General features: G+C 42.4%; 23 protein-coding genes and 1 tRNA gene. 16 read left to right on the top strand and 8 right to left on the bottom strand.

Annotated elements, in window-relative coordinates; genetic code table 11:
• The first annotated feature begins 209 nt into the window (after positions 1-209).
• Positions 210-893, top strand: a complete 684-nt coding sequence (gene trmD / locus D0T57_RS13035; protein ID WP_163273930.1) for a tRNA (guanosine(37)-N1)-methyltransferase TrmD — start codon at positions 210-212, stop codon at positions 891-893.
• Positions 894-895: 2 nt separating this feature from the next.
• On the opposite strand, the gene D0T57_RS13030 is transcribed toward trmD, so the two are convergent.
• Both D0T57_RS13030 and D0T57_RS13025 read right to left on the bottom strand, forming a co-directional pair.
• Positions 896-1,504, bottom strand: a complete 609-nt coding sequence (locus D0T57_RS13030) for a hypothetical protein (RefSeq protein WP_163273929.1) — start codon at positions 1,502-1,504, stop codon at positions 896-898.
• The gene (locus D0T57_RS13025; protein ID WP_163273928.1) at positions 1,501-2,076 is read right to left on the bottom strand and encodes an RNA polymerase sigma factor; all 576 of its coding nucleotides are present in this window, start codon (positions 2,074-2,076) and stop codon (positions 1,501-1,503) included. The genes D0T57_RS13030 and D0T57_RS13025 overlap by 4 nt, the downstream gene beginning before the upstream one ends.
• A gap of 188 nt (positions 2,077-2,264) precedes the next feature.
• Between D0T57_RS13025 and D0T57_RS13020 the strand changes: the two genes are divergently transcribed.
• The 4 genes from D0T57_RS13020 (at position 2,265) to rny (ending at position 4,895) form a co-directional block, all read left to right on the top strand.
• Complete coding sequence (locus D0T57_RS13020; protein WP_163273927.1) at positions 2,265-2,462, top strand: winged helix-turn-helix domain-containing protein; 198 nt, start codon at positions 2,265-2,267, stop codon at positions 2,460-2,462.
• Between the two features lie 167 nt (positions 2,463-2,629).
• Positions 2,630-2,929, top strand: coding sequence for a hypothetical protein (locus tag D0T57_RS13015; RefSeq protein ID WP_163273926.1), 300 nt, complete (start codon positions 2,630-2,632; stop codon positions 2,927-2,929).
• Positions 2,930-2,935: 6 nt separating this feature from the next.
• On the top strand, positions 2,936-3,250 hold the full coding sequence (locus D0T57_RS13010) for a cell division protein ZapA (protein WP_163273925.1): 315 nt from the start codon (positions 2,936-2,938) through the stop codon (positions 3,248-3,250).
• Between the two features lie 115 nt (positions 3,251-3,365).
• Entirely contained in the window at positions 3,366-4,895 is a 1,530-nt protein-coding gene (gene rny, locus D0T57_RS13005; RefSeq protein WP_163273924.1) for a ribonuclease Y, read from the top strand.
• Between the two features lie 79 nt (positions 4,896-4,974).
• Here the strand turns inward: rny and pepE are convergent, their stop codons facing one another.
• The 3 genes from pepE to eno form a co-directional block, all read right to left on the bottom strand.
• Positions 4,975-5,682 (bottom strand): dipeptidase PepE, encoded by a 708-nt coding sequence (gene pepE / locus D0T57_RS13000; protein WP_163273923.1) that lies wholly within the window; start codon positions 5,680-5,682, stop codon positions 4,975-4,977.
• A 76-nt stretch (positions 5,683-5,758) separates the two neighbouring features.
• Positions 5,759-6,787 (bottom strand): N-acetylmuramoyl-L-alanine amidase, encoded by a 1,029-nt coding sequence (locus D0T57_RS12995; RefSeq protein WP_163273922.1) that lies wholly within the window; start codon positions 6,785-6,787, stop codon positions 5,759-5,761.
• A 163-nt stretch (positions 6,788-6,950) separates the two neighbouring features.
• Entirely contained in the window at positions 6,951-8,240 is a 1,290-nt protein-coding gene (gene eno, locus D0T57_RS12990; protein ID WP_163273921.1) for a phosphopyruvate hydratase, read from the bottom strand.
• 327 nt (positions 8,241-8,567) lie between these two features.
• Between eno and D0T57_RS12985 the strand changes: the two genes are divergently transcribed.
• The 8 genes from D0T57_RS12985 to D0T57_RS12950 all read left to right on the top strand — a co-directional run bounded on the left by D0T57_RS12985 (position 8,568) and on the right by D0T57_RS12950 (position 18,728).
• The gene (locus D0T57_RS12985; protein WP_163273920.1) at positions 8,568-11,390 is read left to right on the top strand and encodes an FAD-binding and (Fe-S)-binding domain-containing protein; all 2,823 of its coding nucleotides are present in this window, start codon (positions 8,568-8,570) and stop codon (positions 11,388-11,390) included.
• A gap of 220 nt (positions 11,391-11,610) precedes the next feature.
• A complete protein-coding gene (locus tag D0T57_RS12980; RefSeq protein WP_163273919.1) occupies positions 11,611-12,885 on the top strand; it encodes a sigma-54-dependent Fis family transcriptional regulator in 1,275 nt (424 codons plus the stop codon).
• Positions 12,882-13,385: an LptE family protein gene (gene lptE / locus D0T57_RS12975; protein WP_163273918.1), complete on the top strand. Its 504-nt coding sequence runs from the start codon at positions 12,882-12,884 to the stop codon at positions 13,383-13,385. Before D0T57_RS12980 ends, lptE begins: the two co-directional genes overlap by 4 nt.
• 25 nt (positions 13,386-13,410) lie before the next feature.
• Complete coding sequence (locus D0T57_RS12970) at positions 13,411-14,193, top strand: hypothetical protein (protein WP_163273917.1); 783 nt, start codon at positions 13,411-13,413, stop codon at positions 14,191-14,193.
• The gene (secG, locus tag D0T57_RS12965) at positions 14,190-14,576 is read left to right on the top strand and encodes a preprotein translocase subunit SecG (protein WP_163273916.1); all 387 of its coding nucleotides are present in this window, start codon (positions 14,190-14,192) and stop codon (positions 14,574-14,576) included. Before D0T57_RS12970 ends, secG begins: the two co-directional genes overlap by 4 nt.
• Before the next feature lie 114 nt (positions 14,577-14,690).
• Positions 14,691-16,742 carry a tetratricopeptide repeat protein gene (locus D0T57_RS12960; protein WP_163273915.1) on the top strand — a complete coding sequence of 684 codons (2,052 nt, stop codon included), beginning with the start codon at positions 14,691-14,693 and terminating at the stop codon, positions 16,740-16,742.
• Positions 16,743-17,008: 266 nt separating this feature from the next.
• A complete protein-coding gene (ccsA, locus tag D0T57_RS12955) occupies positions 17,009-17,791 on the top strand; it encodes a cytochrome c biogenesis protein CcsA (protein WP_163273914.1) in 783 nt (260 codons plus the stop codon).
• A gap of 247 nt (positions 17,792-18,038) precedes the next feature.
• Positions 18,039-18,728 carry a Crp/Fnr family transcriptional regulator gene (locus tag D0T57_RS12950; protein WP_163273913.1) on the top strand — a complete coding sequence of 230 codons (690 nt, stop codon included), beginning with the start codon at positions 18,039-18,041 and terminating at the stop codon, positions 18,726-18,728.
• A gap of 43 nt (positions 18,729-18,771) precedes the next feature.
• Here D0T57_RS12950 and D0T57_RS12945 read toward each other — a convergent pair whose 3' ends face one another.
• Positions 18,772-19,698, bottom strand: a complete 927-nt coding sequence (locus tag D0T57_RS12945) for a hypothetical protein (RefSeq protein WP_163273912.1) — start codon at positions 19,696-19,698, stop codon at positions 18,772-18,774.
• A gap of 756 nt (positions 19,699-20,454) precedes the next feature.
• Between D0T57_RS12945 and menA the strand changes: the two genes are divergently transcribed.
• Together menA and D0T57_RS12935 are read left to right on the top strand one after the other, a co-directional pair.
• Positions 20,455-21,360: a 1,4-dihydroxy-2-naphthoate octaprenyltransferase gene (menA, locus tag D0T57_RS12940; protein WP_163273911.1), complete on the top strand. Its 906-nt coding sequence runs from the start codon at positions 20,455-20,457 to the stop codon at positions 21,358-21,360.
• Positions 21,361-21,362: 2 nt separating this feature from the next.
• A complete protein-coding gene (locus D0T57_RS12935) occupies positions 21,363-21,854 on the top strand; it encodes a metallophosphoesterase (RefSeq protein ID WP_163273910.1) in 492 nt (163 codons plus the stop codon).
• A 17-nt stretch (positions 21,855-21,871) separates the two neighbouring features.
• Here the strand turns inward: D0T57_RS12935 and D0T57_RS12930 are convergent, their stop codons facing one another.
• Together D0T57_RS12930 and D0T57_RS12925 are read right to left on the bottom strand one after the other, a co-directional pair.
• A complete protein-coding gene (locus D0T57_RS12930; RefSeq protein WP_163273909.1) occupies positions 21,872-24,343 on the bottom strand; it encodes a bifunctional UDP-N-acetylmuramoyl-tripeptide:D-alanyl-D-alanine ligase/alanine racemase in 2,472 nt (823 codons plus the stop codon).
• A gap of 6 nt (positions 24,344-24,349) precedes the next feature.
• On the bottom strand, positions 24,350-25,330 hold the full coding sequence (locus D0T57_RS12925) for a GSCFA domain-containing protein (protein WP_163273908.1): 981 nt from the start codon (positions 25,328-25,330) through the stop codon (positions 24,350-24,352).
• A gap of 177 nt (positions 25,331-25,507) precedes the next feature.
• Between D0T57_RS12925 and D0T57_RS12920 the strand changes: the two genes are divergently transcribed.
• Positions 25,508-25,582 (top strand) — tRNA-Pro (locus D0T57_RS12920).
• The last annotated feature ends 186 nt before the right edge of the window (positions 25,583-25,768 follow it).

Raw genomic sequence — 25,768 nt, 5'->3', positions numbered from 1 at the left:
CATTCAGCCGGCAAAGCGCAAAGTGGGTCGTACGGCGAAGCGAGGCGCAAAAGAGTTTTTGGTTCCTTTTGGGGCTTAGGCCAAAAGGAACGCAAGCAATCTCTGATTGCGCGCAGTAAAAAGAACGTTTTATAGTTATATTCCAACTGCTGATTTGCATTATTAATTAAAAAACTGTTACGTTTGTTACTTTTTGAAACCGAATAAATATGCGCATAGACATAATAACTGTATTACCCGAAATGTTTACCGGGCTTATCGACTGCTCGATACTTAAAAGGGCACAAGACAAAAAACTTGCGGAAATACACATACACAATCTGCGGGACTATACGACCAACAAGCACCGCAAGGTAGACGATTATCCTTTCGGCGGCGAGGCTGGCATGGTATTGCAGATAGAACCTATCGACAATGCTATATCGGCACTGAAACAACAGCGAGCCTACGATGAGGTGATATATACTTCGCCCGACGGGGAGGTGTTTAACCAGCCGATAGCCAACCAGATGTCGTCTTACGAAAATATCATCATACTCTGCGGCCACTATAAAGGTATAGATTACCGTATTCGCGAGCATTTTATTACGAGGGAAATTTCTATTGGCGACTATGTACTTACCGGCGGCGAATTGGCTGCCGCTGTAATGTGCGACTCTATCGTCCGCCTCATTCCGGGAGCAATAGGTGACGAGCAATCGGCTCTGTCCGATTCTTTTCAAGACAACCTGCTGGCACCGCCTGTATATACCCGTCCGGCAGAATATAAAGGATGGAAAGTACCCGATGTGCTTCTTTCGGGGCATCAGGCGAAGATAGATGAATGGCGTTTACATCAGGCTATGGAACGTACCGAAAAGCTTCGCCCCGACCTGCTGGAAAAGAAAGAATAGCCTTACTTTGATTGCGGAACCGGAATGTCGATGAAATGCTGCTTAGCAGAACTTCTCTCTTCAAATTCCTGAGGTAAGAGAACATCTATTTCATCCGCTCCGTTTTTGTCTATGCTATTCAGTTCGTCAAGTTCTTCTTTCGAGATGGTAGAATCTGTATATTTGCCTACCTCGAAACGGGAGATCGTAATCTTCGAAGTCTTCACCGTCTGGGCATTAAGTTTGGCTATGTTTGTTATATTCTCTTTGTAGTAAGGTTCGGGTACATATATGCTGATAATGACATTGTCGCCACCAGCACTTTGTTGCGCTTGCAGATTTGGCTTACTGTGGTAGTCAACAAACAGGTATCCTCCCAGAGCGAATACCAGCACGGCAACAGTAGCAGCTATACGGCTGAGACTGCTTAGCCTTACCTGTTTGTGTCTGGGGCGTTCGTTTTTTGCTCTGAGCCGGCTTTGCAGGGTGTTTAACCGGGCAATATGGTCATCGTCTACACTGTCGAAGCCATCTATGGCATCGTAGGCAAAAGGGTCGGTCATCGAATCACGTTCAATCCGGTTCGCGTCTTTACCCTTCCTGTGTCCGTTTATGTAATCTAAAAAGCTCATTCTTCCAGATTTTTTTCAATACAAATCTTTAAATTCCGTTTACCGTTCTGTATATAGCTCTTAACACTCTTCAGATGAAAGCCTGTTTCATCCACGATTTCCGCATAAGATTTGTTCTCGTAGAAGAACTTATCTATTGCTATCCGCTGAGGCTCGGGCAGTTTTTCCATGCACTTGCTGAGGGCATGTTCTTTGTCTTCTTCCCGGTTCTCACTTAATAGATCAATAATTGAGTCGGATTCCATAACCTGCGAGTCGAAATCTACAAGAATTTCTTTCTTATTCTCTTTCAGTATATGGAAACAGTGGTTCTTGACTACGCTGTACAGCCAGTTTTTGAAAACCTTGATTTCGTAGGTATGTATCTTCTGCGAGAGGTTCTCATAAATATCGACAACAGCATCTTGCGACTGCTCCGGGTTTTGAAGGTATTTGAGGCACAAACCATACGCCAGCGGCATATACCTTTCGAACAACGCTTGGAACAACTCTACATCCCCTGTTTCTCTGAACCGGGACAGAAGCTCTTCGTCGCTATATTCTTTCTTCTTATTTAAACCGAAAAATCGCAATAGATGTCATTTTTTTACAAATCTACGAGATTTTGGTTAATAAACAAATTACGAATAGTGCAATAAAAGGAAGCAAAAGTTAATGTTTTGGTTAAATTTTTGAATATAAAATTGTTCTAATACCCTATTTTATATACTTTTGTAGTCGGAGATGATAATTAAGTTTAATTAAAAATTAGTGCCCAGTTATGAAAGAAAAAATTGGAACAAATGCAGGAGCTATTTGGACATATCTCGATGCAGAAGGAAGCAAGTCGCTTAAGGAAATTAAAAAGGCGTGTAAACTTACAGAAAAAGATATGTATGCCGCACTAGGATGGCTTGCAAGAGAAGGAAAAGTCGCTTTTAATGAATTGAAAGACGATCTGCAGGTAGTTTTGCTCTAAAGAGCTGCCTGGATAGGAAATATTACGGAAAAAGAGGTGTTTGTCTGTAGATGACACCTCTTTTTTGCTTTAATGCTGCCCATCTGCCCCCTTTCTTAATTTAGAAGGGTAATTATTTTGATAATCCGCTGCTATTTTTTATTTTTGTCTAGCTTTTTAGTTATACTATGACTGAGAATGAAGAAAAACTCTTAGCCGAGTTCGATTGGAGGATGAGGCGTTTGATGGATTTCTGCGATGAACTGAAACAGGAGAATGCAGAATTGCGGCAGGATGTGGCCGAAAAAAACATCAGGATAGAGGAACTTGAATCGGAAGTAGGCAAACTGAACAGTAAATATGAAAATCTCAAATTTGCGAAATCTTTCTCATCCGATACCGATGATGATGGTACACAGCAAGCTAGGAAGAGATTAGCAAAATTAGTGCGAGATGTAGATAAATGTATCGCCCTGCTTAAAAATTGATAAGACATGGAACCGACGGACGATCATTTGATAATTAATCTACGCATTGCAGACATGCGATATCCTCTGCGAGTGAAGAGACGCGAGGAAGAAATATATCGGAAGGCTGCTGATGAAATAGATTATAAAATAGGACAATATAAAAGTTATTTTACAGGAAGCGAGTCGCAAGCTTTGCGAGATACAGACTATATGGCAATGACTGCGGTGCAAGCCGTAGCTGAAAAAGTAGAATGGCAGTTCAAAGCAAACTCGTTTGAGAGAGGAATCAAAAAACTGACGCAAGAGTTAGATGATTATCTGAAAATGCAGGTAAAATAAAAGAAATATTAGTACTGAAAGAAATATCTGGCACTAAGGCAAGTATAAAAGAATCTTTATGCTTGAATTAGTGCCTTTTTTTTATATAAATTTTTAAATAACGAAAACTGAAATTATGGATATATTATTTATTGTAATAGCCTTTCTGGCAGGATGTATCCTGACATGGGTGGCTTTGAATTTCGTCGGAAATTCGAGATTCAAGCGCCAGGTCAGAGAAGCCGAACAGGAAGCCGAAGTGATAAAAAAGAACAAGCTACTGGAAGTTAAGGAGCAAGCCTTGCAAATGAAATCTGATTTTGAGAAGGAAGTAAACTCCCGAAATTCGAAACTGCAATCGGCAGAAGCCAAGTTGAAACAGAGAGAAATGACTCTCAACCAAAAGCAAGAAGATCTTCATCGCAAAAAGCAAGAAGCGGATACTATCAAGACTAACCTGGATACACAGCTGGAAGTTATAGAAAAGAAGAAACAAGATCTTGATAAACTTCATAAGCAAGAAGTAGAACGTTTGGAAGCACTGTCGGGACTGTCGGCAGAAGAAGTTAAGGAAAAGCTTGTAGAAGCCCTGAAAGATGAAGCCCAGACTCATGCCCAATCATATATCAACGATATAATGGAAGAGGCTAAAATGACAGCTAATAAGGAGGCTAAAAAGATTGTTGTGCAATCTATACAGCGTGTAGCTACCGAGACTGCGATAGAAAACGCGATCACTGTTTTCCATATAGAATCTGACGAAATAAAAGGACGCATTATCGGTCGCGAAGGACGTAATATCCGCGCCTTAGAAGCCGCTACTGGAATAGAAATTGTGGTTGACGATACCCCCGAAGCTATTGTACTCTCAGGTTTCGACCCTGTTCGTCGCGAAATAGCCCGTTTGGCGCTTCACCAACTGGTTGCTGACGGACGTATCCACCCTGCCCGCATCGAGGAAGTGGTTGCTAAAGTGAAAAAGCAAATAGAAGAAGAGATAATAGAAACAGGTAAACGTACCGCTATCGACTTAGGAATACATGGATTGCACCCTGAACTGATCCGTTTGGTAGGTAAAATGAAGTACCGTTCGTCGTATGGACAAAACTTGTTGCAACATGCCCGCGAAACAGCCAATCTTTGTGCAATAATGGCTGCCGAGTTGGGATTGAACGTGAAGAAAGCAAAAAGAGCCGGACTATTACACGATATAGGTAAAGTGCCTGACGATGAGCCGGAACTGCCTCACGCATTGCTTGGTATGAAACTTGCTGAAAAATACAAGGAAAAACCAGATGTAGCCAATGCTATAGGCTCTCACCACGATGAAGTGGAAATGACAAGTCTACTTGCACCTATCGTACAGGTTTGCGACGCCATCTCCGGAGCGCGTCCTGGTGCTCGCCGCGAAATTGTGGAAGCATATATCAAGCGTTTGAACGACCTCGAACAGTTGGCACTTTCTTATCCGGGCGTATTGAAAACATACGCAATACAAGCCGGCCGCGAGTTGCGCGTGATTGTAGGTGCAGACAAAATAGACGATGTGGAAACAGAAAAACTGTCTACAGATATAGCCAAAAAGATACAGGATGAAATGACTTATCCGGGACAAGTGAAGATTACTGTAATTCGCGAAACACGTGCCGTGAGCTATGCAAAGTAGTTGAAAGGCAATATGTTATAAAAGTAAAGGTTCAAGTCTCGGGGCTTGAACCTTTTTCTTTATAGAGCCTTGATGCCTTCTATCCTAAAAGGAAATCAAAACTATCAGTCGGTTGCAATTCTCTTGCTTCCTGCCCGTATTTGAATATTCTTGCAGATTTATTGCCTATCAGTTTCAATGAATCTCCTTCCTGATTGAGCATTGTGCCTTCGCGCAAGCCAACTACATACATATCCTGATTTTCGGTAATAAACTCATTGATCCTGTCTTCGCGCGTCTCGCCTCCATGCCCTTCGGGATGGACATCCAGATAATGAGGGTTGATTTGGAAAGGAACCAGATTGATAACATCGAATCCTTTCGGGTCGATAATCGGCATATCATTCGTTGTGCGTAGGGTAGGGCAAGCTACGTTCGAACCAGCACTCCATCCTATATACGGTGTACCAGCTTTTACTTTTTGCCCTATAAGGTCGATAATCCCGTTATCCCTCATTGTACGGACAAGTTTCCATGTGTTTCCTCCTCCTACGATTATCACGTCTGCTTCCTGTACAGCTTTCTTAGGATCATCGAAATGATGTATGCCAACTACGCTATGCCCGATCTCCTGAAAACGGCTGTTAACCTTCGCTTCGTATTCGTCATACGAAAAAGTGACGGCAGCATATGGTATAAATAACGCTTTGATCGGCTTATCTCCTAAAAATTCCTTTATGTTATACTTCGGGTAATCCAGATATGGTTCGCCGGGATTGGTAGAGTTGCTGATTAGTAATAGTCTCATAGTTATATTTGTTTATTGTATAACTACAAATATAAGAATAATTGTCGAAGGTTTGCACTCGCCCGTTTACGGCTTGTTACTTCATTTTCGAATTTTCATAATCTTTCAGCAGTCCTTTGACCATCCAGTTGGCAAGAGCTTGCCGTTGGTTATAATCAAGAAAACGCTTCTGGTCGAAGCTGTTCTGTATATTTCCCAGTTCGGCAAAAATAGCTATAGGGGTTGTATTTCTCAGTACATACAGGTCGCGCGGGGTAACGGTTCCTGTAAAGCCGCGCTTGGGTTGGTGTTTCCCGTATTGTTCCTTAAATGTCCTGCTCATTGTAATTGCGAGCTTCTCCCCGGCCTTGCTTCCCGGTGCATGGTAGAAGAATACATCCAGCTGATGTTTCTTGCTCCTGCTGTCGAGATGGACAAATACTGATCTTTTGTATTTTTCTTTATCTTTCTTTGCCAAAGTGTTAATCTTATTGCTACGCTGTTCGAGGCGGGCGGTAGGGTTGAGCGGTATGGTTGACCCCATGCAGGTTTCATTCTTTTTGCTACAGGCCAAATACATGGCATCCCTAATTCCGTCTTTCGAATCCTGAATGATGATATGTACTTTAGCACCTTTTTCCATCAGGGTTCGGGCAAGGCGTAATATGATGTCGTAGGCATATTCGTCTTCGCACACTGTTTTTCCATTTATTTTGCCTACAGCGCCCGGATCGGGGCCTCCGTGTCCGCTTACAAGGTAGAAGCAGGTCCCTTTCAACTCATCCGACTTAATGGAATAGTTCTCATATTTCTTGCCGAAAAGCGGCTGTTTGTATTGCTTACCTTTGCTTTTGGCTTCTACATTTTTTTGGGGGGAAGTATTTTCTTTAGATAGGGGAGGAAGTATATAAGTTACATCTTTCAGCAAACTCTTATTTCTGCCGAATTTACCTTTGTTCAGTTTTATAAACTGGTCGTAATGCTTTGCCGGCGAACGTTTGTGACGTATAAGGAAATCGTGCGTTCCTTCCCCGTTGCGAGGTTTTCCACTATTGGCTTGCGCAAGAGCGTTTGTTAAACATATAGTTGTGAAGAACAAAAAGAAGATAATACGAATATATTTCATGAAATTCGGGTAAAAGGAACTTTTGCATAGAGAGTTACTTGCGCAAAGTTAACGAGAATCTTGTTCATTTACAAGCAATAGCCTAGCTTTCAGGCTATTTTATATAAAAAAGTGAAGCTATCCGTTAGGGTAGCTTCACTTTTTTTATAGATGAAGAGTCTTATTATTTTACTCTTTGTACGCGTTTCCAGCCATAAACAGCTTTGTCGCCAAGCTCTTCTTCGATGCGAAGCAATTGGTTGTATTTAGCCATACGGTCTGAACGGCTCAGTGAACCAGTTTTGATTTGTCCCGAGTTAGTAGCTACAGCGATATCGGCGATAGTAGCATCTTCTGTTTCACCCGAACGGTGAGAAGTTACGCTAGTGTAGCCTGCACGGTGAGCCATTTCGATAGCATCCAGTGTTTCGGACAGCGTACCGATTTGGTTAACTTTGATAAGGATTGAGTTACCACAACCCATTTCGATACCTTTTTGAAGGAACTCAACGTTAGTCACGAACAAGTCGTCGCCAACCAACTGAACTTTGTCGCCCAATTTGTCGGTAAGCAATTTCCATCCGTCCCAGTCGTTTTCGCCCATACCGTCTTCTATAGAGTCGATAGGATATTTAGCTACAAGGCTAGCCAAAAATTCTACTTGCTCGGCAGAATTGCGTTTAGCCCCGTTAGCACCTTCAAATTTAGAATAGTCGTATATACCATCTTTGAAGAATTCGGAAGCAGCACAGTCAAGAGCGATAGTAACGTCTTTTCCTGGCTCGTATCCGGCAGCTTTGATAGCTTTAAGGATTGAGTCAAGGGCGTCTTCTGTTCCGTTCAAAGTTGGAGCGAAACCACCTTCGTCACCTACAGCAGTGCTAAGGCCTCTGTCGTGGAATTCTTTTTTCAATGCGTGGAAAATTTCAGCACCGCACCGCAAGCCTTCTTTGAATGAAGGAGCACCTACAGGACGGATCATAAACTCTTGGAATGCGATAGGAGCATCGGAGTGAGATCCACCATTGATGATGTTCATCATAGGTACAGGAAGCGTGTAAGTGTTTGTTCCGCCGATGTAGCGGTATAATGGAAGTTCAAGATAGTTTGCAGCGGCTTTAGCTACAGCCAGAGAAACACCAAGAATAGCGTTTGCGCCCAATTTAGATTTGGTTTTTGTTCCGTCCAATTGAAGCATTTTGCTATCGATTCCTCTTTGGTCAAGTGATGATTCTCCTTCCAATGCAGGTGCGATAATAGTATTTACATTTTCTACTGCTTTAACAACACCTTTGCCTAGGTAACGTTTTTTGTCACCATCGCGAAGCTCCAATGCTTCGTTTTCTCCAGTTGAAGCTCCAGATGGAACAGCCGCGCGGCCTACGATACCGCATTCTAGCGTTACATCAACTTCGATAGTCGGATTTCCTCTTGAATCCAAGATTTCACGTGCGAAAATTTTCTCGATTCTCATTGTTTTAATAAATTAATATGAATAATGAATATTGTTCTAAGAATTATTTATCTGAGCCCATAAAAAATATTTTCGCTAAAACTTTAAACAGGCTCTAATATTTCGACGCACAAAAGTAGTTATTTTTCTTCTATTTAGGGCATAGCCCCTGTATTTATTTTTTCAGTAAATATACATTCATAAAGAAACAATTGTCAATACATAGCTGTTTTATTTTTGACCTCTTTTAATATATATCATCCTAAGCAAAGCAGGTTTCTCATTTTTGTTTTATAACTTGCGTAATATTTACGCGATGGAGGTGAAAAAATAAAAAATATATAAATTATGCTGCCAGCCAACTATCAACAACTGAAGGAACTATTATCGAAAACGATTCCGCAAAAACGTATTATTACCAATCCCTTGCAGTTACTTGCCTACGGAACTGACGCCAGTTTCTACAGGCTTATCCCCAAGATAGTAGTTCAGGTGCACAACGAGGAGGAAGCCATAGAGGTAATCCGCCAATCGGCGCACCTCAATATTCCCGTGACATACCGCGCCGCCGGAACAAGCCTGTCGGGGCAGGCTATCAGCGATTCGGTACTGATGGTTGCCACGCACGAATGGCGCAAATACACGATACTCGACGACGGGCTGAAAATAAAGCTACAACCGGGAATTGTAGGGGCAAGAGCCAATATATACCTGAAACCCTTCGGGCGTAAGATCGGTCCCGACCCTGCCTCAATCAACGCAGCGATGATAGGGGGCATAGCAGCCAACAACGCCAGTGGTATGTGTTGTGGCATCGACCAAAATTCGTACAAAACAGTTTCCGACATCCGTATCGTTCTCTATGATGGCACAGTGCTCGATACATCGGACGAAGAAAGCAAAAAAGCTTTCCGCGCAAAGCATCATAGTATTATCGCCGAAATAGAGCAACTGAGAGACGATGTGAAAGCCGACGGCGTATTGACTGAGCGTATAAAACATAAGTTCAAGATAAAGAACACGACAGGATATAGTATAAATGCTTTAGTCGATTTCGACGACCCGGTAGAAATCATCAAACACCTGATGATCGGTTCGGAGGGTACGCTGGCATTCATTTCCGACATCACCTACAACACCGTTGTAGACGAAGAATACAAGGCTTGCACCCTAATGATATACGACACGATAGAAAAAGCCTGCGATGTGGTTCCATTGCTGAAAAACACACCGGTATCGGCAGTCGAATTGCTCGACAGGGAATCGGTACGCTCTATCGAAGACGATCCCGAAGCCCCCGCATATTTCCGCACATTGCCCGAAACGGCCTGCTTGCTTCTGGTCGATATCCGTGGCAACAATAAGGACGAACTTGTAGAAAAAGAAAGCATTATCCGCAAGGCTGTAGGATCTATCCCTACATTGTTCCCTTTCGAATTTACATCCGACCCTAAAGAATATAACTTCAACTGGAAAGCTCGGAAGGGCTTGCTGGCTTCCATTGGCGGATTGAGGAAAACAGGAACGACCTGCCTCATAGAAGACGTTGCCTTTCCTATGGACAGGCTGGGCGAGGCGTGTGTGGCTATGAAAAAGCTTTTCAAAGACTGCGGTTATGCCGATGCTGTATTGTACGGGCATGCCCTCGACGGCAACTTCCACTTGGTATTTTCCCAGGACTTCAACGACCCGAAGGAAGTTCAGCGCTATGCCAATATGATGGACGAGCTGGTTGAGATAGTTGTCGACAGGTTCGACGGCTCGCTGAAAGCCGAGCATGGCACGGGGCGCAATATGGCTCCGTTTGTGGAAAAAGAATGGGGCGAAGCGGCTTATAAAATGATGTTAAGGATAAAGAAGATATTCGACCCTAAGCATTTGATAAACCCCGGAGTAATAATCAACGAGAATCCCAAGATACACCTCGAAAACCTGAAGCCGTTGCCCGAAGTAAACGAGATAGTAGATAAGTGTATGGAATGTGGTTTCTGCGAACCTCATTGCGTTTCGGAAGGGCTGACGCTTTCGCCACGGCAACGCATAGTTATCGGTCGCGAAATCGCCCGTTTGGCTTCAAGCGGAGAAAACCCTGTAAGGCTGAAACAGATGATGAACGATGCTGTGTATCAGTTGGACGAAACCTGCGCCACCGACGGGCTGTGCGGCCTTGCCTGCCCTGTAAAGATTGACACCGGGCTTTTTGTGAAAGATGTAAGGCATCGAGATGCTTCGGAGACGGAAAAAGGCATTGCTGCCTCTTTGGGAAACCATATGGCGGAAACAACTTCTGCTGTGCGGGGCGGACTCAATTTCGTCAACTTTTTCCATACTATATTAGGCAGTAAATTGATGGGAGGAATAGCGTCTACTATGCGGACGGCATCTTTGAAGACCATACCTAAATGGAACAAGGATATGCCGAAGGGTGCAAAGAAGATAAAAGACAGTGTAGTGAACGGAGGGCAACAGGATAAGGTCGTTTATTTCCCTTCCTGTATCAATCGTTCGATGGGTAAATCGAAAGGGTACGACAATGCCGATGTGCAGCTTACACGCAAGACGGAAGAACTGCTTACCCGTGCCGGTTTCACCATCATCTACCCCGAAAGCCTGAATAGCCTGTGCTGCGGCATGGCTTTCAGCAGTAAGGGGCTAAAAGAAGAAGGGGCAAAGAAATCGAAAGAGTTGGAAGATGCGTTGTTGAAGGCTTCCGAAAACGGCAAATACCCCGTATTGTTCGATATGAGCCCGTGTTTCTACACATTCCATACAGCATATACAAGCAAAGAACTTAAGATATACGATCCCATTGAGTTTATGCTCGACTTTGTAATGCCTAAATTATCGGTAAAGAACCCGCGCGATATAGTGAGTGTTTTCCCTGTCTGTTCTGTAAAGAAAATAGGGATGGAAGAAAAACTATTGCAACTGGCTAAGATGTGCGCCAAAGATGTGGCTGTAGTCTATTCCAATTGCTGTGGATTTGCCGGCGACAGGGGCTTCACCTACCCCGAACTGAATGAGCATGGGTTGCGTCACCTCAAGGAACAAGTTCCGTCCGACTGCAAAGATGGTTATTCTACCAGCCGCACCTGCGAAATAGGGTTGAGCGAATATGGAGGAATTAATTATAAGTCTATCTTTTATTTGATAGACGAGGTTACGAGGTAGCTTCCATATCATGGCGTGAGATAAAGGATGAGGTCAGAACCGATATTGCTGTTTGGGCTACTGGCGGGACGAATAAAGTTCAGATAAATTTTATGTTTGTCTCGAATCTTCATTAAAAAAACCTGACAAAACAGAATTAAAATATGTAATTTTGTCAGTTCCGCGAAAACATTACTATCTTACAGTACGTTTATTCGCTATAACAAAACAGATGCAGATTATGGCAAAACCAGATATACAGCAAGTTAAACAACGCTTTGGGATCATAGGCAACAGCCCCGACCTCAACCGGGCGATAGATATCGCCTTGCAGGTAGCGCCTACCGATATGTCGGTACTGGTTACAGGCGAAAGCGGTGTGGGAAAAGAAAGTTTCCCGCAGATAATACACCAGTTCAGCCACCGCAAGCACGGCACATATATTGCCGTCAACTGCGGTTCGATTCCCGAAGGCACTATCGACTCCGAACTGTTCGGACACGAAAAAGGCTCGTTTACCGGAGCAACAGGCGAACGCAAAGGCTATTTTGAAGTAGCCAACGGCGGTACATTGTTTCTCGACGAAGTGGGTGAATTGCCATTGTCAACTCAAGCCCGTTTGTTGCGTGTTCTCGAAACAGGGGAATTTATAAAGGTCGGTTCGTCGAAAGTAGAGAAAACAGATGTACGCGTAGTGGCAGCCACCAATCTGGATATGATTACGGCAACCCGCAACGGCAAATTCCGCGAAGACTTATATTACCGCCTCAACACAGTTCCTATCCGTATGCCTGCCCTTCGGGAAAGAAAAGACGATATCCCATTGCTGTTCAGGAAATTTGCCAGCGATTGCGCCGAAAAGTACAGCATGCCGCCAATCTCACTGACCGATGGAGCGAGGCAAATGCTTAAGGATTATTACTGGCCGGGCAATATCCGCCAATTGAAAAATATCACCGAGCAGATATCCATAATAGAACAAACACGGGAAATAACTTCCGAGATACTGAAACTATACCTTCCTGCAAATGAAGTGGGGCTGGTTCCGGTAGGCACAATAAACAGCAGCGAACAAAAAAGCTTCAACAACGAAAGAGAGATACTCTATCAGGTACTATTCGACATGAAAAAGGATATGAACGACCTGAAAAAGATTGTTCACGACATAGTTGCGGGCAACCTCAAAGCCTCAGACATTGTATCTCCCGTAATGGACAAGCACGAAAAGGCTTTAACGCCTGTGGTGGTAAGCAGTACTTCGGAGCGAAGTGCGCATATGCCTGTAAAGGATGAGGTGCGTACTATAATACCAACATCGGGCATAGCAGAAGCCGATGTGATAGAAACGCCCGAATATGAAGAAGAAACACTATCTTTGCAGGATGTGGAAAAAGATATGATAATAAAGGCACTCGAACGGCATAACGGTAAACGCAAAAATGCAGCGCAAGACCTTAAAATATCGGAACGGACTCTATACAGAAAGATAAAAGAATATAACTTGGAAGACTTATGAAAAAAGCTCTCTGGGCAGCTATAATTTCCCTAATAACGATATCGTGTTCGGTATCGTACAAATTTAATGGTGCATCTATCAATTATCAGGAAACGCCGACCATAGATATTCGCGATTTTCTGAATCAGGCTCCGCTAGTTTATCCCTCATTGACACAAACATTCAATGAAAGGATGAAAGATGTATTTACACGCAATACCAAACTGCAATTTACTACTGTCAACCCATCGCTCGAACTCGAAGGCGAAATTGTGCGCTACGACCTTACGCCGCAAGCCGTACAGGAAAATAACCTTGCCGCACAAACCCGCTTGACGATGAATGTGCGATTCCGCTACAGGAACAATAAGAACCCGCAGGAAGACAAGGAAGAAACAATATCTGCCTACCGCGATTTTTCGAGTAGCTATACATTGGAACAAGTTCAGGACGACCTGATAAAACAATTGACAGAAGACATTGTAGACCAAATATTCAATGCTACCATGTCTAACTGGTAATATTTCAGATACTTATATTGTAAATATGGATACAGGGCGTTTGGGAAGTATAATAGACGGACAAACCGACCTGAGAATATTGGATATCCCTGCCTTGGAAAAAATGGCCGGTAAATGTCCCTATTTTCAGGCGATTATATTTACCTACCTCAAAGCCCTCTACATGTTCGACTACAGCAAGTTTGAGGAAGAACTCAGGCGTAAGAGTATATTTGTGGGCGACCGTAAAGCACTTTACTATTATATATTGAGTGAAGAATACAACGCCTATTTCCAAAAAACAGGCAAGGAGGAAATAAGCAGCGACAAGACCTCCCTTTTGCTCGATGCCTTTTTCGAATCGCAAGCAGGAAGTGCAGGTGTGCAAACTTTCGAATACGATTTAATATCCACAGGGTTGCTGGCTACAGACTATGTGTCTTATCTGGAGTCGAACGATAAGGAAACCGAAGTACAACAGGCTTCTGCTCCATTGAAACATCAGGATATAATAGATTCGTTCATTTCGAAATCGGAGCAGGAAGGCGGGCTCGCAATCACGTTAGAGCCTGAAGGTGAAACAGCTGATAGGTATGAAGAAGAACAAGAAATAGAGGAGGAAGATACACCTGCCGGTGATATAAATGAAGACCTGTTTTTTACCGAAACTTTGGCCAAAATATACATAAAACAGAAAAAGTACGAAAAGGCATATAAAATAATTAAACACTTAAGTTTGAATTATCCGAAAAAAAATATTTACTTTGCAGACCAATTGAGTTTTCTTGAGAAATTGATTATAAATACGAAATTTAAAGATACAAAATGACCACACTTATTACTGTATTAATTGTAATTGCATCTATTGCCTTAATACTGATAGTTCTTGTACAAAATTCTAAAGGTGGAGGCTTGGCCTCTGGATTTTCTTCATCGAATGCCGTTATGGGAGTTCGCAAAACTACCGACTTTGTAGAAAAAGCAACTTGGGGACTTGCCGGTTTCGTTATGATAATGAGTATAGTATGTGTAGTGATAACTCCGAAAGGTGCTAACAGGCAAGACCAGATAATTGGTGCTCCTGCACCGGTAAACACTGGAGCTCCTGACATGTCGACTACGCTGCCAGTGCCTAATGCCGGCGAACTGCCTGCTGCTCCTGCTCCTGCTGCCACTCAAGCAGAAGAGCCCGTTACACCACCAGCTAACTAAGAATCATCAAAATAAAGCTTAAAAAGCTTCCCTTGTTATCAGGGGAGGCTTTTTTGTTTTACAATTATTTATATATTTGTTCGTTAAATAAAATAACAAACAATACCGTACAACGTGAAAAAGATAATATTATTTATAGCACTTATATTCAATGCATTGTTGGCCACAGCCCAGATCAATACCGACAGGGTTATACTCATCGGGCGGAATGCCCTATACTACGAAGACTACGTGCTTGCCATACAATATTTCAATCAGGCAATAAAAGCAAAGCCATACCTGCCCGAACCATACTTCTATCGTGCCATAGCCAAGTATTTCCTCGACGACTTCAAAGGGACGGAAGACGATTGTTCTCTCGCCTTAGAGCGCAACCCCTTCATGTCGAAAGCATACCAGCTGAGAGCCGATTCGCGTCAGGCGCAAAGCAATTACGACGGGGCGCTCGAAGACTATAAGGTAACATTGGAAATGTATCCCAACGATAAGTTTGCCCTTATCAACAGCGGGATAGTCAATATACAGAAAAAGGATTACGAAGAAGCCGAAAAATACCTCAATTCACTACTTGCCATGTACCCCAACTATACACAGGGTTTCCTTTCGCGAGGCGCCATGTATCAGGAAAAAGGTGATACGGTAAAAGCATTTGAGAACTACAACAAGGCTATAGAGCTCGACAAGTATCTCCCCCAGTCGTACTCTATGCGAGGGCTTCTGCACTACTATAAAAAAGACTACGAAAAGTCGCAAGCCGATCTCGACGAAGCCATACGCCTTGCGCCGCTGCAAACAGGCAATTATATAAACAGGGGGTTGGTACGTTACTCGCAAAACGACCTGCGCGGAGCAATGGGCGATTATGACAAAGTTATCGACCTTGATCCTAATAATGTTATTGCCCGCTTCAACCGGGGGCTGCTAAGGTCGCAGGTGGGAGACGACAATCGCGCCATTGCCGACTTCGATGTAGTAATCAAGTTTGAGCCAAATAACTATATCGCATATTACAACCGAGCCCTGATCAAAAACAATATAGGCGACTATCGCGGCGCGCTCGAAGATATGAACACTGTACTGGCTCAATATCCTGAATTTTATCAGGGATTCTATGCCCGAAGCGAAATCAAACGCCGCCAAAACGACCTGAAAGGCGCCGAACGCGACTATAATTATGCCCGCAACGAAGAAAGCCGCAAATACAAGGAACTACTGGCTGCCGGCGTAACGGAAGAGGACGAAAAGACAAGGGAAACATCGGATAAGGATATAGACAAATTCGACCTGCTTGTAGTAGCCGATAAGTCGGAAGAAGAAAAAAACAAATACAACAGCAACACGCGTGGACGCATACAAAACCAGCAAATAAAGCTAGAACTGGAACCGCGCTTCGTTGTCTCTTATTACGAAAAACCGAACGACCTGCGCAGGTTTGTATATTACAGCCAGCTGGTAGATGTCCTCAACAAAAGATCGGCTCTGCCTAAAAAACTAAGGATAACAAACAGCGAAGCGGCACTCAACGAGTTGCAGATACAGGAGCATTTCAAGTCGATAGACGACCTGTCGAAATCTATAATGAATGCCCCCGAAAGTGCCGAATTGTATTTTGCCCGTGCTATGGATTATATGCTGGTACAGGATTTCAGCAGTGCTATCGAGGATTTCAACAAGGCAATAGCACTCGACCCTAAGTTTACGCTGGCGTATTTCAACTTGGCGGTGGTTTATACCAAGCAGCTCGACCTGAAAGAAAATGTGCCGGAATATGAGCGTAAGAATGAGCAGAATGACAAGCTTAGCCTGTCGGGACCAAAGAAAGACCCTAACCTGTCGAGCAGCACCACTACATTGCTCGATCCGGGTAAGATGGAGTACGACCAAATAATAAAGAACTACAATAAGGTAATAGAACTGAATCCCGAATTTATCTATGCGTATTACAACAGGGCGGCGGTGCGTTACAAACAGAATGATTTCCGTGCTGCAATCCTCGATTACAATGAGGCTATACGCCGCGATCCTGAGTTTGCCGAGGCTTATTACAACCGAGGATTGAGCCGCTTCCAGGTGAAAGACAAGAACCGGGCGCTCGACGATATGCGCAAGGCCGGCGAAATGGGTGTAGTAGAGGCATATAGTATTATCAAGAGGATGACAGAATAATTTTCTTTATATTTTGTTATTACATTCCCCTAAAATTATCTATACAAAAGGGTGGGGCGGAAGTTGGATATGAGAAAAAAGTAACATTGAAAAAATGGCTGAAACCTGTTACTTGTGTTACTTTTTAACGATATAGTGCAAAAATAGGTTAATGCAATAAGGTTTTTCAGGGTGTTAATGTTAATAAAAAAACGAAAGGTAACAATGATGCTAATCCGTTTATTTTTCAACTATAGGTTCGTATTATTCATAACTCTATATAAAATATGACTTGGGATGAATTTTTATGGTTTGCCATACCTGCAATGCTTTGTTGGCTTGCAGCAGGAAGTTTAGTGTACAAAGCTAAAAAGCCTTACATAATCGAATTGCTTATGATAGCCGGCATTCTGATATTTGCAGCCTTTATAGTCGGGCTTTGGATAGGGCAGGAACGCCCGCCCTTGCGCACCATTGGCGAAACACGGCTTTGGTATTCGTTCTTTCTGGCCACAGTGGGATATATTACGTATAGGCATTGGAGGTATAAGTGGTTGCTGTCGTTTTCGAGTCTTGTAGCCTGTGTATTTGTGTGCATCAATATTTTGAAGCCCGAAATACATTCGACCAACCTGATGCCTGCCTTGCAAAGCTATTGGTTTGTGCCACACGTTACGGTTTATATATTGTCGTATGCCATGTTGGGAGCAGCCACTATAGCATCTATTATACAGCTGGTAAATATAAGGAAGGGCAAAGCCGACGAGCACCTTTATAGCCTGATGGACAATGTGGTATATATCGGCTTTGGTTTCCTCATCCTGGGCATGCTGATGGGTGCGGTATGGGCAAAAGAGGCCTGGGGGCATTATTGGTCGTGGGATCCGAAAGAGACATGGGCGTTTGTCACTTCGGCTGCATACTTGATATATATACATATGCGGCTGCAAAAATACTATCCGAAGGTTACGCTCTGGATGCTGCCAATAGCTTTTATTTTGCTTATGATAACATGGATAGGCGTGAATTACCTTCCGGCAGCACAGGGGAGCATCCATGTATATTCTTGAAAAATGTAGGGTATAGCAACAGAAAGTCTCGATTACGTCCATGATAAAAGCAAGGCAAACGCATGAAAAAATGATATTCCAGTTTTGACTACTGTAGGGGCGAATTATCATTCGCCTACAAAGCTCAGAATTGAGTTTGGATAAATTTTATGCGTTTGCCCTGAAGGACGAGTATAGTTGTTTCGGGTTTGAGAATATTTTTTATAAATTTATCGTTGGATTGGAAATGCTATGAAATCAATGGTGTATGGAGAAACAAGTATTCTTGTCGGAACAGCAAATAAATATCATCCATAAGATTCCCCTCTTTCGGGGTACTACAGATGAATTTAAAGAGACATTACTGGATAGGCTCGACTATTCTGTCCGTGATATTTGTAAAGGGGAAATTATTATCAGGCAAGGCACGCCGTGCCAACATATGCATATACTGCTCAAAGGCAATCTGGAGGTTAATATTGTAGATGCATCGGGTAATAATGTCAAGGTAGAGAACCTGGTAGGGCCGCGGGCTTTTGCCACACCTCACCTGTTCGACGAGCATGGCCTTTTCCCTGCTACATTTACCGTGGTCGAAGACGGAGTCTTATTTAAAGCGACCAAAGAATCTGCTTTTGCCTTAATCAGCTCCAACCCCGAATTGCTGAAGAACTTCCTGAGAATTACCGGCAACTGCACAGCCTGCACTGTGGGACGCCTTAAAATACTGTCCTACAAAAGCATACGGAGCAGGTTTGCCTACTACCTTTTCGAGCGCAGAAAAGGTTCTGATGAGATTGAGATGGAACACAACCAAACCCAGTTGGCCGAATACCTGAATGTGACCCGCCCGGCACTGGCCAACGAGATAAAGAGGATGAGCGACGAAGGATTGATTAGGGTAGATGGGCGGAAAGCTGAGATAATAGCGCATGCCTCACTGCTTCAGTATATATAGGGGTATTCGGTAAATATTATGTGCTTTAGGTTTGCCCGGTGCTTCAGATTGTTAAGTCCTTATCTTTCATCAGACAGTCTAAATATTCGCTTTGCCTTTCGAAAAAGTCGATCTGCAAAGCCTGGTTGGATGTCGTTATCAGGGCAGATTGCTTCTTAATCGAGTTTAGCCAATTCTTATGAGACGCACACACCTTGGGATTGAAGGTAGACAGTGGCTCTATGCTGTATTCGTAAAAATACACCTTCGACTCGCGGTCGTTCTCTATATAAGAACTATTGGAATGTATATTGAAGTATGAGATATAATATGTCTTGTTGGCTCCCAGTTCGCTAGTGCCTCGTTGCACCTGCGTTTCTGTGTAATTAATAATTTTCTCCATATCGGATTTCAACAAGAAAAGCTCATCCCGGTTAATCAATTTCCGTCTGTAGTAGTATTGTATTTCAATTATAGTATTCAGGAAGGTGTTATTATCCAAAATAAAGCTTGAGTTTTCGAGCAAGGGCATCAGAGCGCTGGCTTTATGGCTGGTTTCGAGTACGGGGAGAGGAATCATTATATCACTGAATCGTGTATATGGCGAAGTAATATAAGCATTATGATGCAGCCATTTATAATAGTAAAATCTCAGTAGATTATCATATCCTATTGTGTACAAGAGCCATATGTGGTTCATCACCGATATTGCATACCGGTACTTAAACTGGCTTTCCCTTTGTAGGTTCTCATAATGCCGCTCAATCACATTTGCAAAAAAACGGGGAGGATCGGCATCCGGATATTCCTGAAACGAGAACACTGCTTTACTATCCTTATCTAAGGGTACGATCTCCTCTACCGGGAAGTTCAAGTGCGACGACAATTCTATCATTTCGTCGTATGTAAAGGCAATCTCGCTTCTGAGCCTGCGATATACCGAAGCTCTACTGAGTTTTAATACATCCATCAGGTATTCGATGGGTTTCATGTAAGAAGGGATAGTTTCTAATACCTTTTTTACGAATCTATCTCTAGATCTCTCTTCGTAAATCATAATATTCTAGGGTCTTTTGGGCATTAATCTCCTCTGAATAAGTAATATGAAAATACACTTGTGCTATATTTGTTGCTCCTATTGTACAAATATTATGTACTGGAAATCGTTTTTTGTAAAATACGACACTGGTTGTCTCACTTTCTGAGAATTTTTATATCAACACGTCTCACGAAGATACAAAATTAATTGGTAACAAGAAGTATATTTAAAAAGTATAATCATTTTCTTTGTATATAATTACATATTGCACAAATTAGATAGGAGACAATGTATCAAGAGATGGAGGTGACAGCGTTACTTACTACGACCTGCATGGCGACCAAAAACCTGTAGGCTTTGTCGATTACCAACCATATCCGAACACTGAGCATATCTTACCTGTAGAGCCTAAAATAGATTTTGCAGTAGCAACAAGTATCGGATAGGAATGAGACAGTAACGCTAACCAAATATGATGTAAATTATTACTGTAAGTCGTTGAGACTTTACCTATTAAAAAACCTCTTTGAAACTGTTTAATATCTCGAATCCCGTAGATATTAAACAGTTTCTTCTTATGTTAAGAGTCTGTTAGGGTATTCTCGAAAGTGAAGGGGGAAGGCTTGGTGCAGCTTCGCGTACTCCAAGGTGAAAAACGAAATGAGTTCGATTAAAAAATCGTATATTTGCACACCTAAAAACTAAAATATGCCATCTCTTAAATCATGGATATCTGCATTGCGCCCGCGCACATTGTTTCTTGCTGTTGCCACTGCGTTGGCGGGTAGTGCTATTGCATATAGCGCAGGCAGGTTTAGTTATGCAGTGTTTGTGCTTACCATTGCCATTGCCACCATACTGCAACTCTTGTCGAATATGGCAAACGATCTGGGCGACTATCAGCATGGTACAGATATTACAGGCGAACGCGTAGGGCCTAAGCGAACGGTGCAAAGCGGGGCTATTACTCCCCGTCAGATGAAGAAAGCTATCATAACAGCTATCGTTTTGGCAGCTATTGTCGGGCTGTGGCTTATATACATCGCTTTGCAGTTTATGGACTGGAGGTATATATCGCTTTTCGTAGTGTTGGGGCTGGCTTGTATTGTTGCAGCCATAAAATATACTGCCGGAAAAAATCCATATGGATACAAAGGGTTGGGTGATATATTTTCGTTTACTTTCTTTGGGCTGGTTTCTGTGGTCGGTACGTATTTTCTGCATACACATACTCTCGACTTTACGCCCTGGCTGCCGGCTATCGGATTGGGCTTGCTTACTGTTGCTGTGCTTAATCTGAATAATATGCGCGACTATGAAAATGATCGTAAATCGGGGAAGGTAACGGTGCCTGTACGCATAGGGATGAGAAATGCAAAACGTTACCATGCCGGACTGACGTTCGGAGCTTTAGCGTGTTTTGTAGCCTATTCTTTTTTGTATTCGTCATGCTGGTATCAGTATCTTTATCTGGTATGCTTCTTCATTTTTATAAAAATATTGTCTGACGTATTAAGCATAAAAGAAAACAGGCTGTTAGACCCCTATCTTAAATATACATCGATGGGTACGTTTATTCTGGCTGTTTGTTTTTCTGTTTGCATCAATTTATAACCATGAAAAAGATAGGCTTGATTTCCGATACGCATAATTGGTGGGACGAGAGGTATGAAAAATATTTTGCCGACTGCGACGAGATATGGCATGCCGGCGATATCGGCTCTCTTGAATTGGCTCTCAGGTTCGAAGCTTTTAAGCCATTCCGTGCGGTGTATGGTAATATCGACGACCATAAGGTGAGAACAGCCTATCCCGAATTTCTTCGTTTCGCGGAAGAAAATGTAGATGTATTGATGACGCATATCGGAGGTTATCCCGGAAAGTATGACCCAAGGGTTCGTAATATATTATATGCCAATCCGCCAAAGCTATTTATCACAGGGCATTCCCATATACTGAAAGTAATGTACGACAAGAAGCTTAACTGTCTGCATATCAATCCGGGTGCGGCAGGGAAATATGGATTCCACACGGTGCGCACGCTTGTACGTTTTGTAATCGACAAAGGAAATATATCCGATCTGGATGTGATAGAACTCAACGACTGAATTTGTTGGCAGATCGTTTATTCCCTGTAATAGATATGTTTTACCCTGCTCGATATTGAGGTTAATATCTCGTAGGGGATAGTATTTATCTGTTTTGCCAGGTCTTTTACCGATAAGTCTTCGCCGAATATAGTCACAGAGTCGCCTTCTTTTACTTCGATTCCCGTTACATCTATCATTGTCAAATCCATACAAATATTACCCACTATGGGTACAAGATGCCCGTTGACAAGTACGCTTCCGATTCCGTTGCCAAACTGGCGGCTAAGCCCGTCGGCATATCCGATGCGGATGGTGGCTATGGTTGCATTGTGATCGAAAGAGCCTTTGCGTCCGTATCCTACAGTTTCTCCGGGTTTTATATGTTTTATTTGCAAGATGGTTGTTTTTAATGTGCATACATTCCTCAAACCTTCCAATCCGCTGGCGCTGACACCGTAAAGGCTGATGCCCAGTCGTACCATATCCATCTGTTCGTCGGGAAAACGTTCTATTCCGGCAGAATTGAGTATATGTTTCATGATAGGGTAGTGGCATCCGTGCTCAATCTGCGCTGCTGTCTTTTTGAAAGTGTCGATCTGCTGGTGTGTGAAGTCGTCAAAATTCCAACTCTCACTGGCAGCCAGATGCGAAAATACGGATTGGATACGGACTCCCGATTGACTTTTGATTCGTTTCAGTAATTCGGGAATATCCTCTTCTGTGAAGCCGAGGCGGTGCATGCCGGTATCTATCTTTATGTGTATAGGATAGTTGTTTATGCCTTGCAATTTGGCTTCTTTGATAAAGGCATCCAGTATTCTGAAATTGTAGACTTCGGGTTCGAGGGAATAGTTAGCCAGTTCTTCGAAACCTCCGACCTCTGAATTTAAAACTATGATAGGAATCTTTATGCCTTGTTTCCTTAGCAGAACTCCTTCTTCGGCCAAGGCTACAGCAAGATAGTCGCACTTGTGGTATTGAAGTGTTTTTGCCACTTCCGAAGCCCCCGTGCCATAACCATCGGCTTTTACCATACAGATGAGTTTGGTATTCGGCTTCAGTTTCGAACGATAGAAGTTGTAATTGTGGACAATGGCATCCAGATTGACGTCAAGTACGGTTTCGTGTGTCTTATATTCAAGGAGCTTGTTTATTGTCTCGAATGAAAAGCTGCGTGCCCCTTTCAGTAAGATGAACATATCTGTGAAATCCATCCATATATCCGACTTGATAAAATCTTCGGTAGTCTCAAAGAAATAGTTCTTGGTTTTAGCGAATAAATCCTTGTGTGCTGATATTTCTTTGCCTATTCCTATCAGCATATCTATATTCTTGTTGAGTATAAGATTGGAGGCAAGGTAATAAAGCTCTTTGGGGGCTAGTCCCGACTGAGGTATGTCGGATAGAATTAATACTTTTTTCTGGTCTTTTACTGTTGCCCGTTGTACTAGGAAGTCGAGCGCAATATTCAGTGAATTGATGTCAGAGTTATACGAATCGTTAATCAGCGTTGTATTGTTTTTTCCCTGCCGTATATCTAGGCGCATGGCTACCGGTTCGAGGTTTGCCAGCCGTTCGTTGAGTTCCTTTATAGGCATATGCAGGTATATTGCCGTAGCCAATACGTGTATCGCGTTTTCTATAGAGGCGTCATCGGTGAAAGGTATATTAAACGCAGAAACCATGCCTAAGATAGAGTAGTGTATCGTACTGGATGTATCTTGCCTTTCTATTTTTATTATATGCAGAGGGCTTTTGGGCGACCCCTTGCGCGACCATGTAAGTCTTTTGTGCGAGAGGCAGGCAATTTCCATGCATTCATCTATCAGTTCGTTTTCTTCTTCGCAAACAATAACCTCGCAGTTGATGAAGAGTTCCAGTTTTTCAAGGCATTTTTGTTTCATCGACTCGAATCCTTCCTGATGAGCCTGCCCTATATTAGTAAGTACGCCGATCGTAGGGCGGATTATAGCTTCAAGTTTCGACATTTCTTCGGGTTGTGAAATGCCGGCCTCGAATATACCCAATTCAGTCTGGTTGTTGATATGCCATACTGATAGTGGAACGCCAATTTGAGAATTATAGCTGCGGGGCGAGTGCGTTATGTTGAATTTTTGGTATAGAATCTGGTAAAGCCATTCTTTGACTATTGTCTTCCCATTGCTGCCGGTAATACCTATGATAGGAATACTGAACTCGTTACGATGGTGGGTGGCTATTCGTTGCAGTGCAGTTAAGGGCTTGGATACTATAAGGAAGTTTACATCGTTGAGTTCGTTCCATTCGGTATATGTTTTAGAAACGACAAAGTTGCGTACTCCCAGTTCGTATAATTCTTTTACATATTTATGCCCGTCATTATTTTTTGTTTCTATTGCAAAAAAAAGAGTTTCGGCGGGGAAGAATACCTGCCTGCTGTCTGTCAATAAAATACTTATATCGCAATTGATAAAGTTTGCTGGTCTTGCATCTATTATTTTTGCTATTTTTGCTATCGAATATTTCATTTTTTGTTATAGTCTGGACTCTAAGTCCTTTATGTCATTTCCTAAACAAATATAGGAATATTTATTCTTGAATGCTTTTAACTTTAACAAAGTTTGCCTTAAAAAAGACTTATGTTCTTCACTTTCTTTATTGATGGGGCGGTGTTTTATTGCCTGATTTATTTTTTGCCATTCATCCATTATCTGCCGGTCTTTCGGAGGGAAATATGTATTCTTAAATATATCCCAAATGTACTTTATGGCAGTAGTGTTAGGATGGATCATGTCTTCGTTGTAGAAGCGGTAATCGCGTAGGTCGTCCAGCATTATTTCATATGAAGGAAAGTAATGGGTGTCATTCACTGAAGAGATTAACTTGTCGATGGCGATTAATAAAGTCGCTTTGCTGAGTTGATTGTCGTGCGCTCCGTCTCTTAAGTGCCGGATAGGGCTGACGGTGAAAAGTATTTGTAATGAAGGATTGATCGCTTTTAGTTTTTCTGTTAGCTTAATCCATCTATCAATAATGTTTTCTGTAGATAGCATTGAGCGGTTAAACTCAGAAGCCGGAAGTTTATGGCAGTTTCCTACTATCATATTATTTTTCGCCCACTGATATATGTAGGCAGTACCAAAAGTAATGAAAAGCGTGTCAGTTTTTTTGAGGAAATCGGCGGCTAAGTTTATTTCCTTGTTTATATTTTCCAGGCAAGACGTTTTATCTGTATGCGAGAAGTTGCTATGATGGTGAAAACTGTGATAAAGTCCTTTGTGTTCGAAAAGATCTTCCTCTGTAAACTTTTTATTATCTATCAGTATATCTAGCCCCTGTGCTATGGATAGGGGGTTGTATAATACTCCAAATGGGTTTAAATAAGCAGAAATTCGATGATCGACTAATATCTGCCCTATATTTTCGATAAAGCAGGATCCCATCATGAGTATATGATTGTTGTATGATAGCGATAATTCGGTTTTTGGGATATTTATTTTTGTTCTGAATTCCATTTTCTAAAAAGTTTATCTTTATGTTGCAAATGTAAGAAATTCAGCGTATTTCCTATTGTCATTGGGTGTGAAAGAATATCTTATGCTAAGATGATAGATAAATTTAATGAATATTTTTTCTTATTTGTTTTGGATTATAAAAAAATATTATACCTTTGCACCGCAATCACGGAAAAACGGGATGTAGCGCAGTCCGGTTAGCGCACCTGCTTTGGGAGCAGGGGGTCCCAGGTTCGAATCCTGGTATCCCGACGATTAAAAATCAGAGAGTTAGGCAAAAAGTCTAACTCTCTTTATTTTCATATGTACACACAATTTGCACACAACTATTGGGGATCACGGCTCACCCCGAAAAGTTGTGGAGTTATGCATAAATATTTTTGAGTCTAAATAAGAAGTACGGGATATGGTTTACTCCTCTAAGGACAGCCCTAAAAG

Source organism: Dysgonomonas sp. 511 (assembly GCF_010501105.1).
Classification (GTDB): Bacteria; Bacteroidota; Bacteroidia; order Bacteroidales; family Dysgonomonadaceae; genus Dysgonomonas.
Note: the sequence above shows the minus strand (reverse complement) of the source record. Positions and strands in the feature narration are given on the sequence as shown.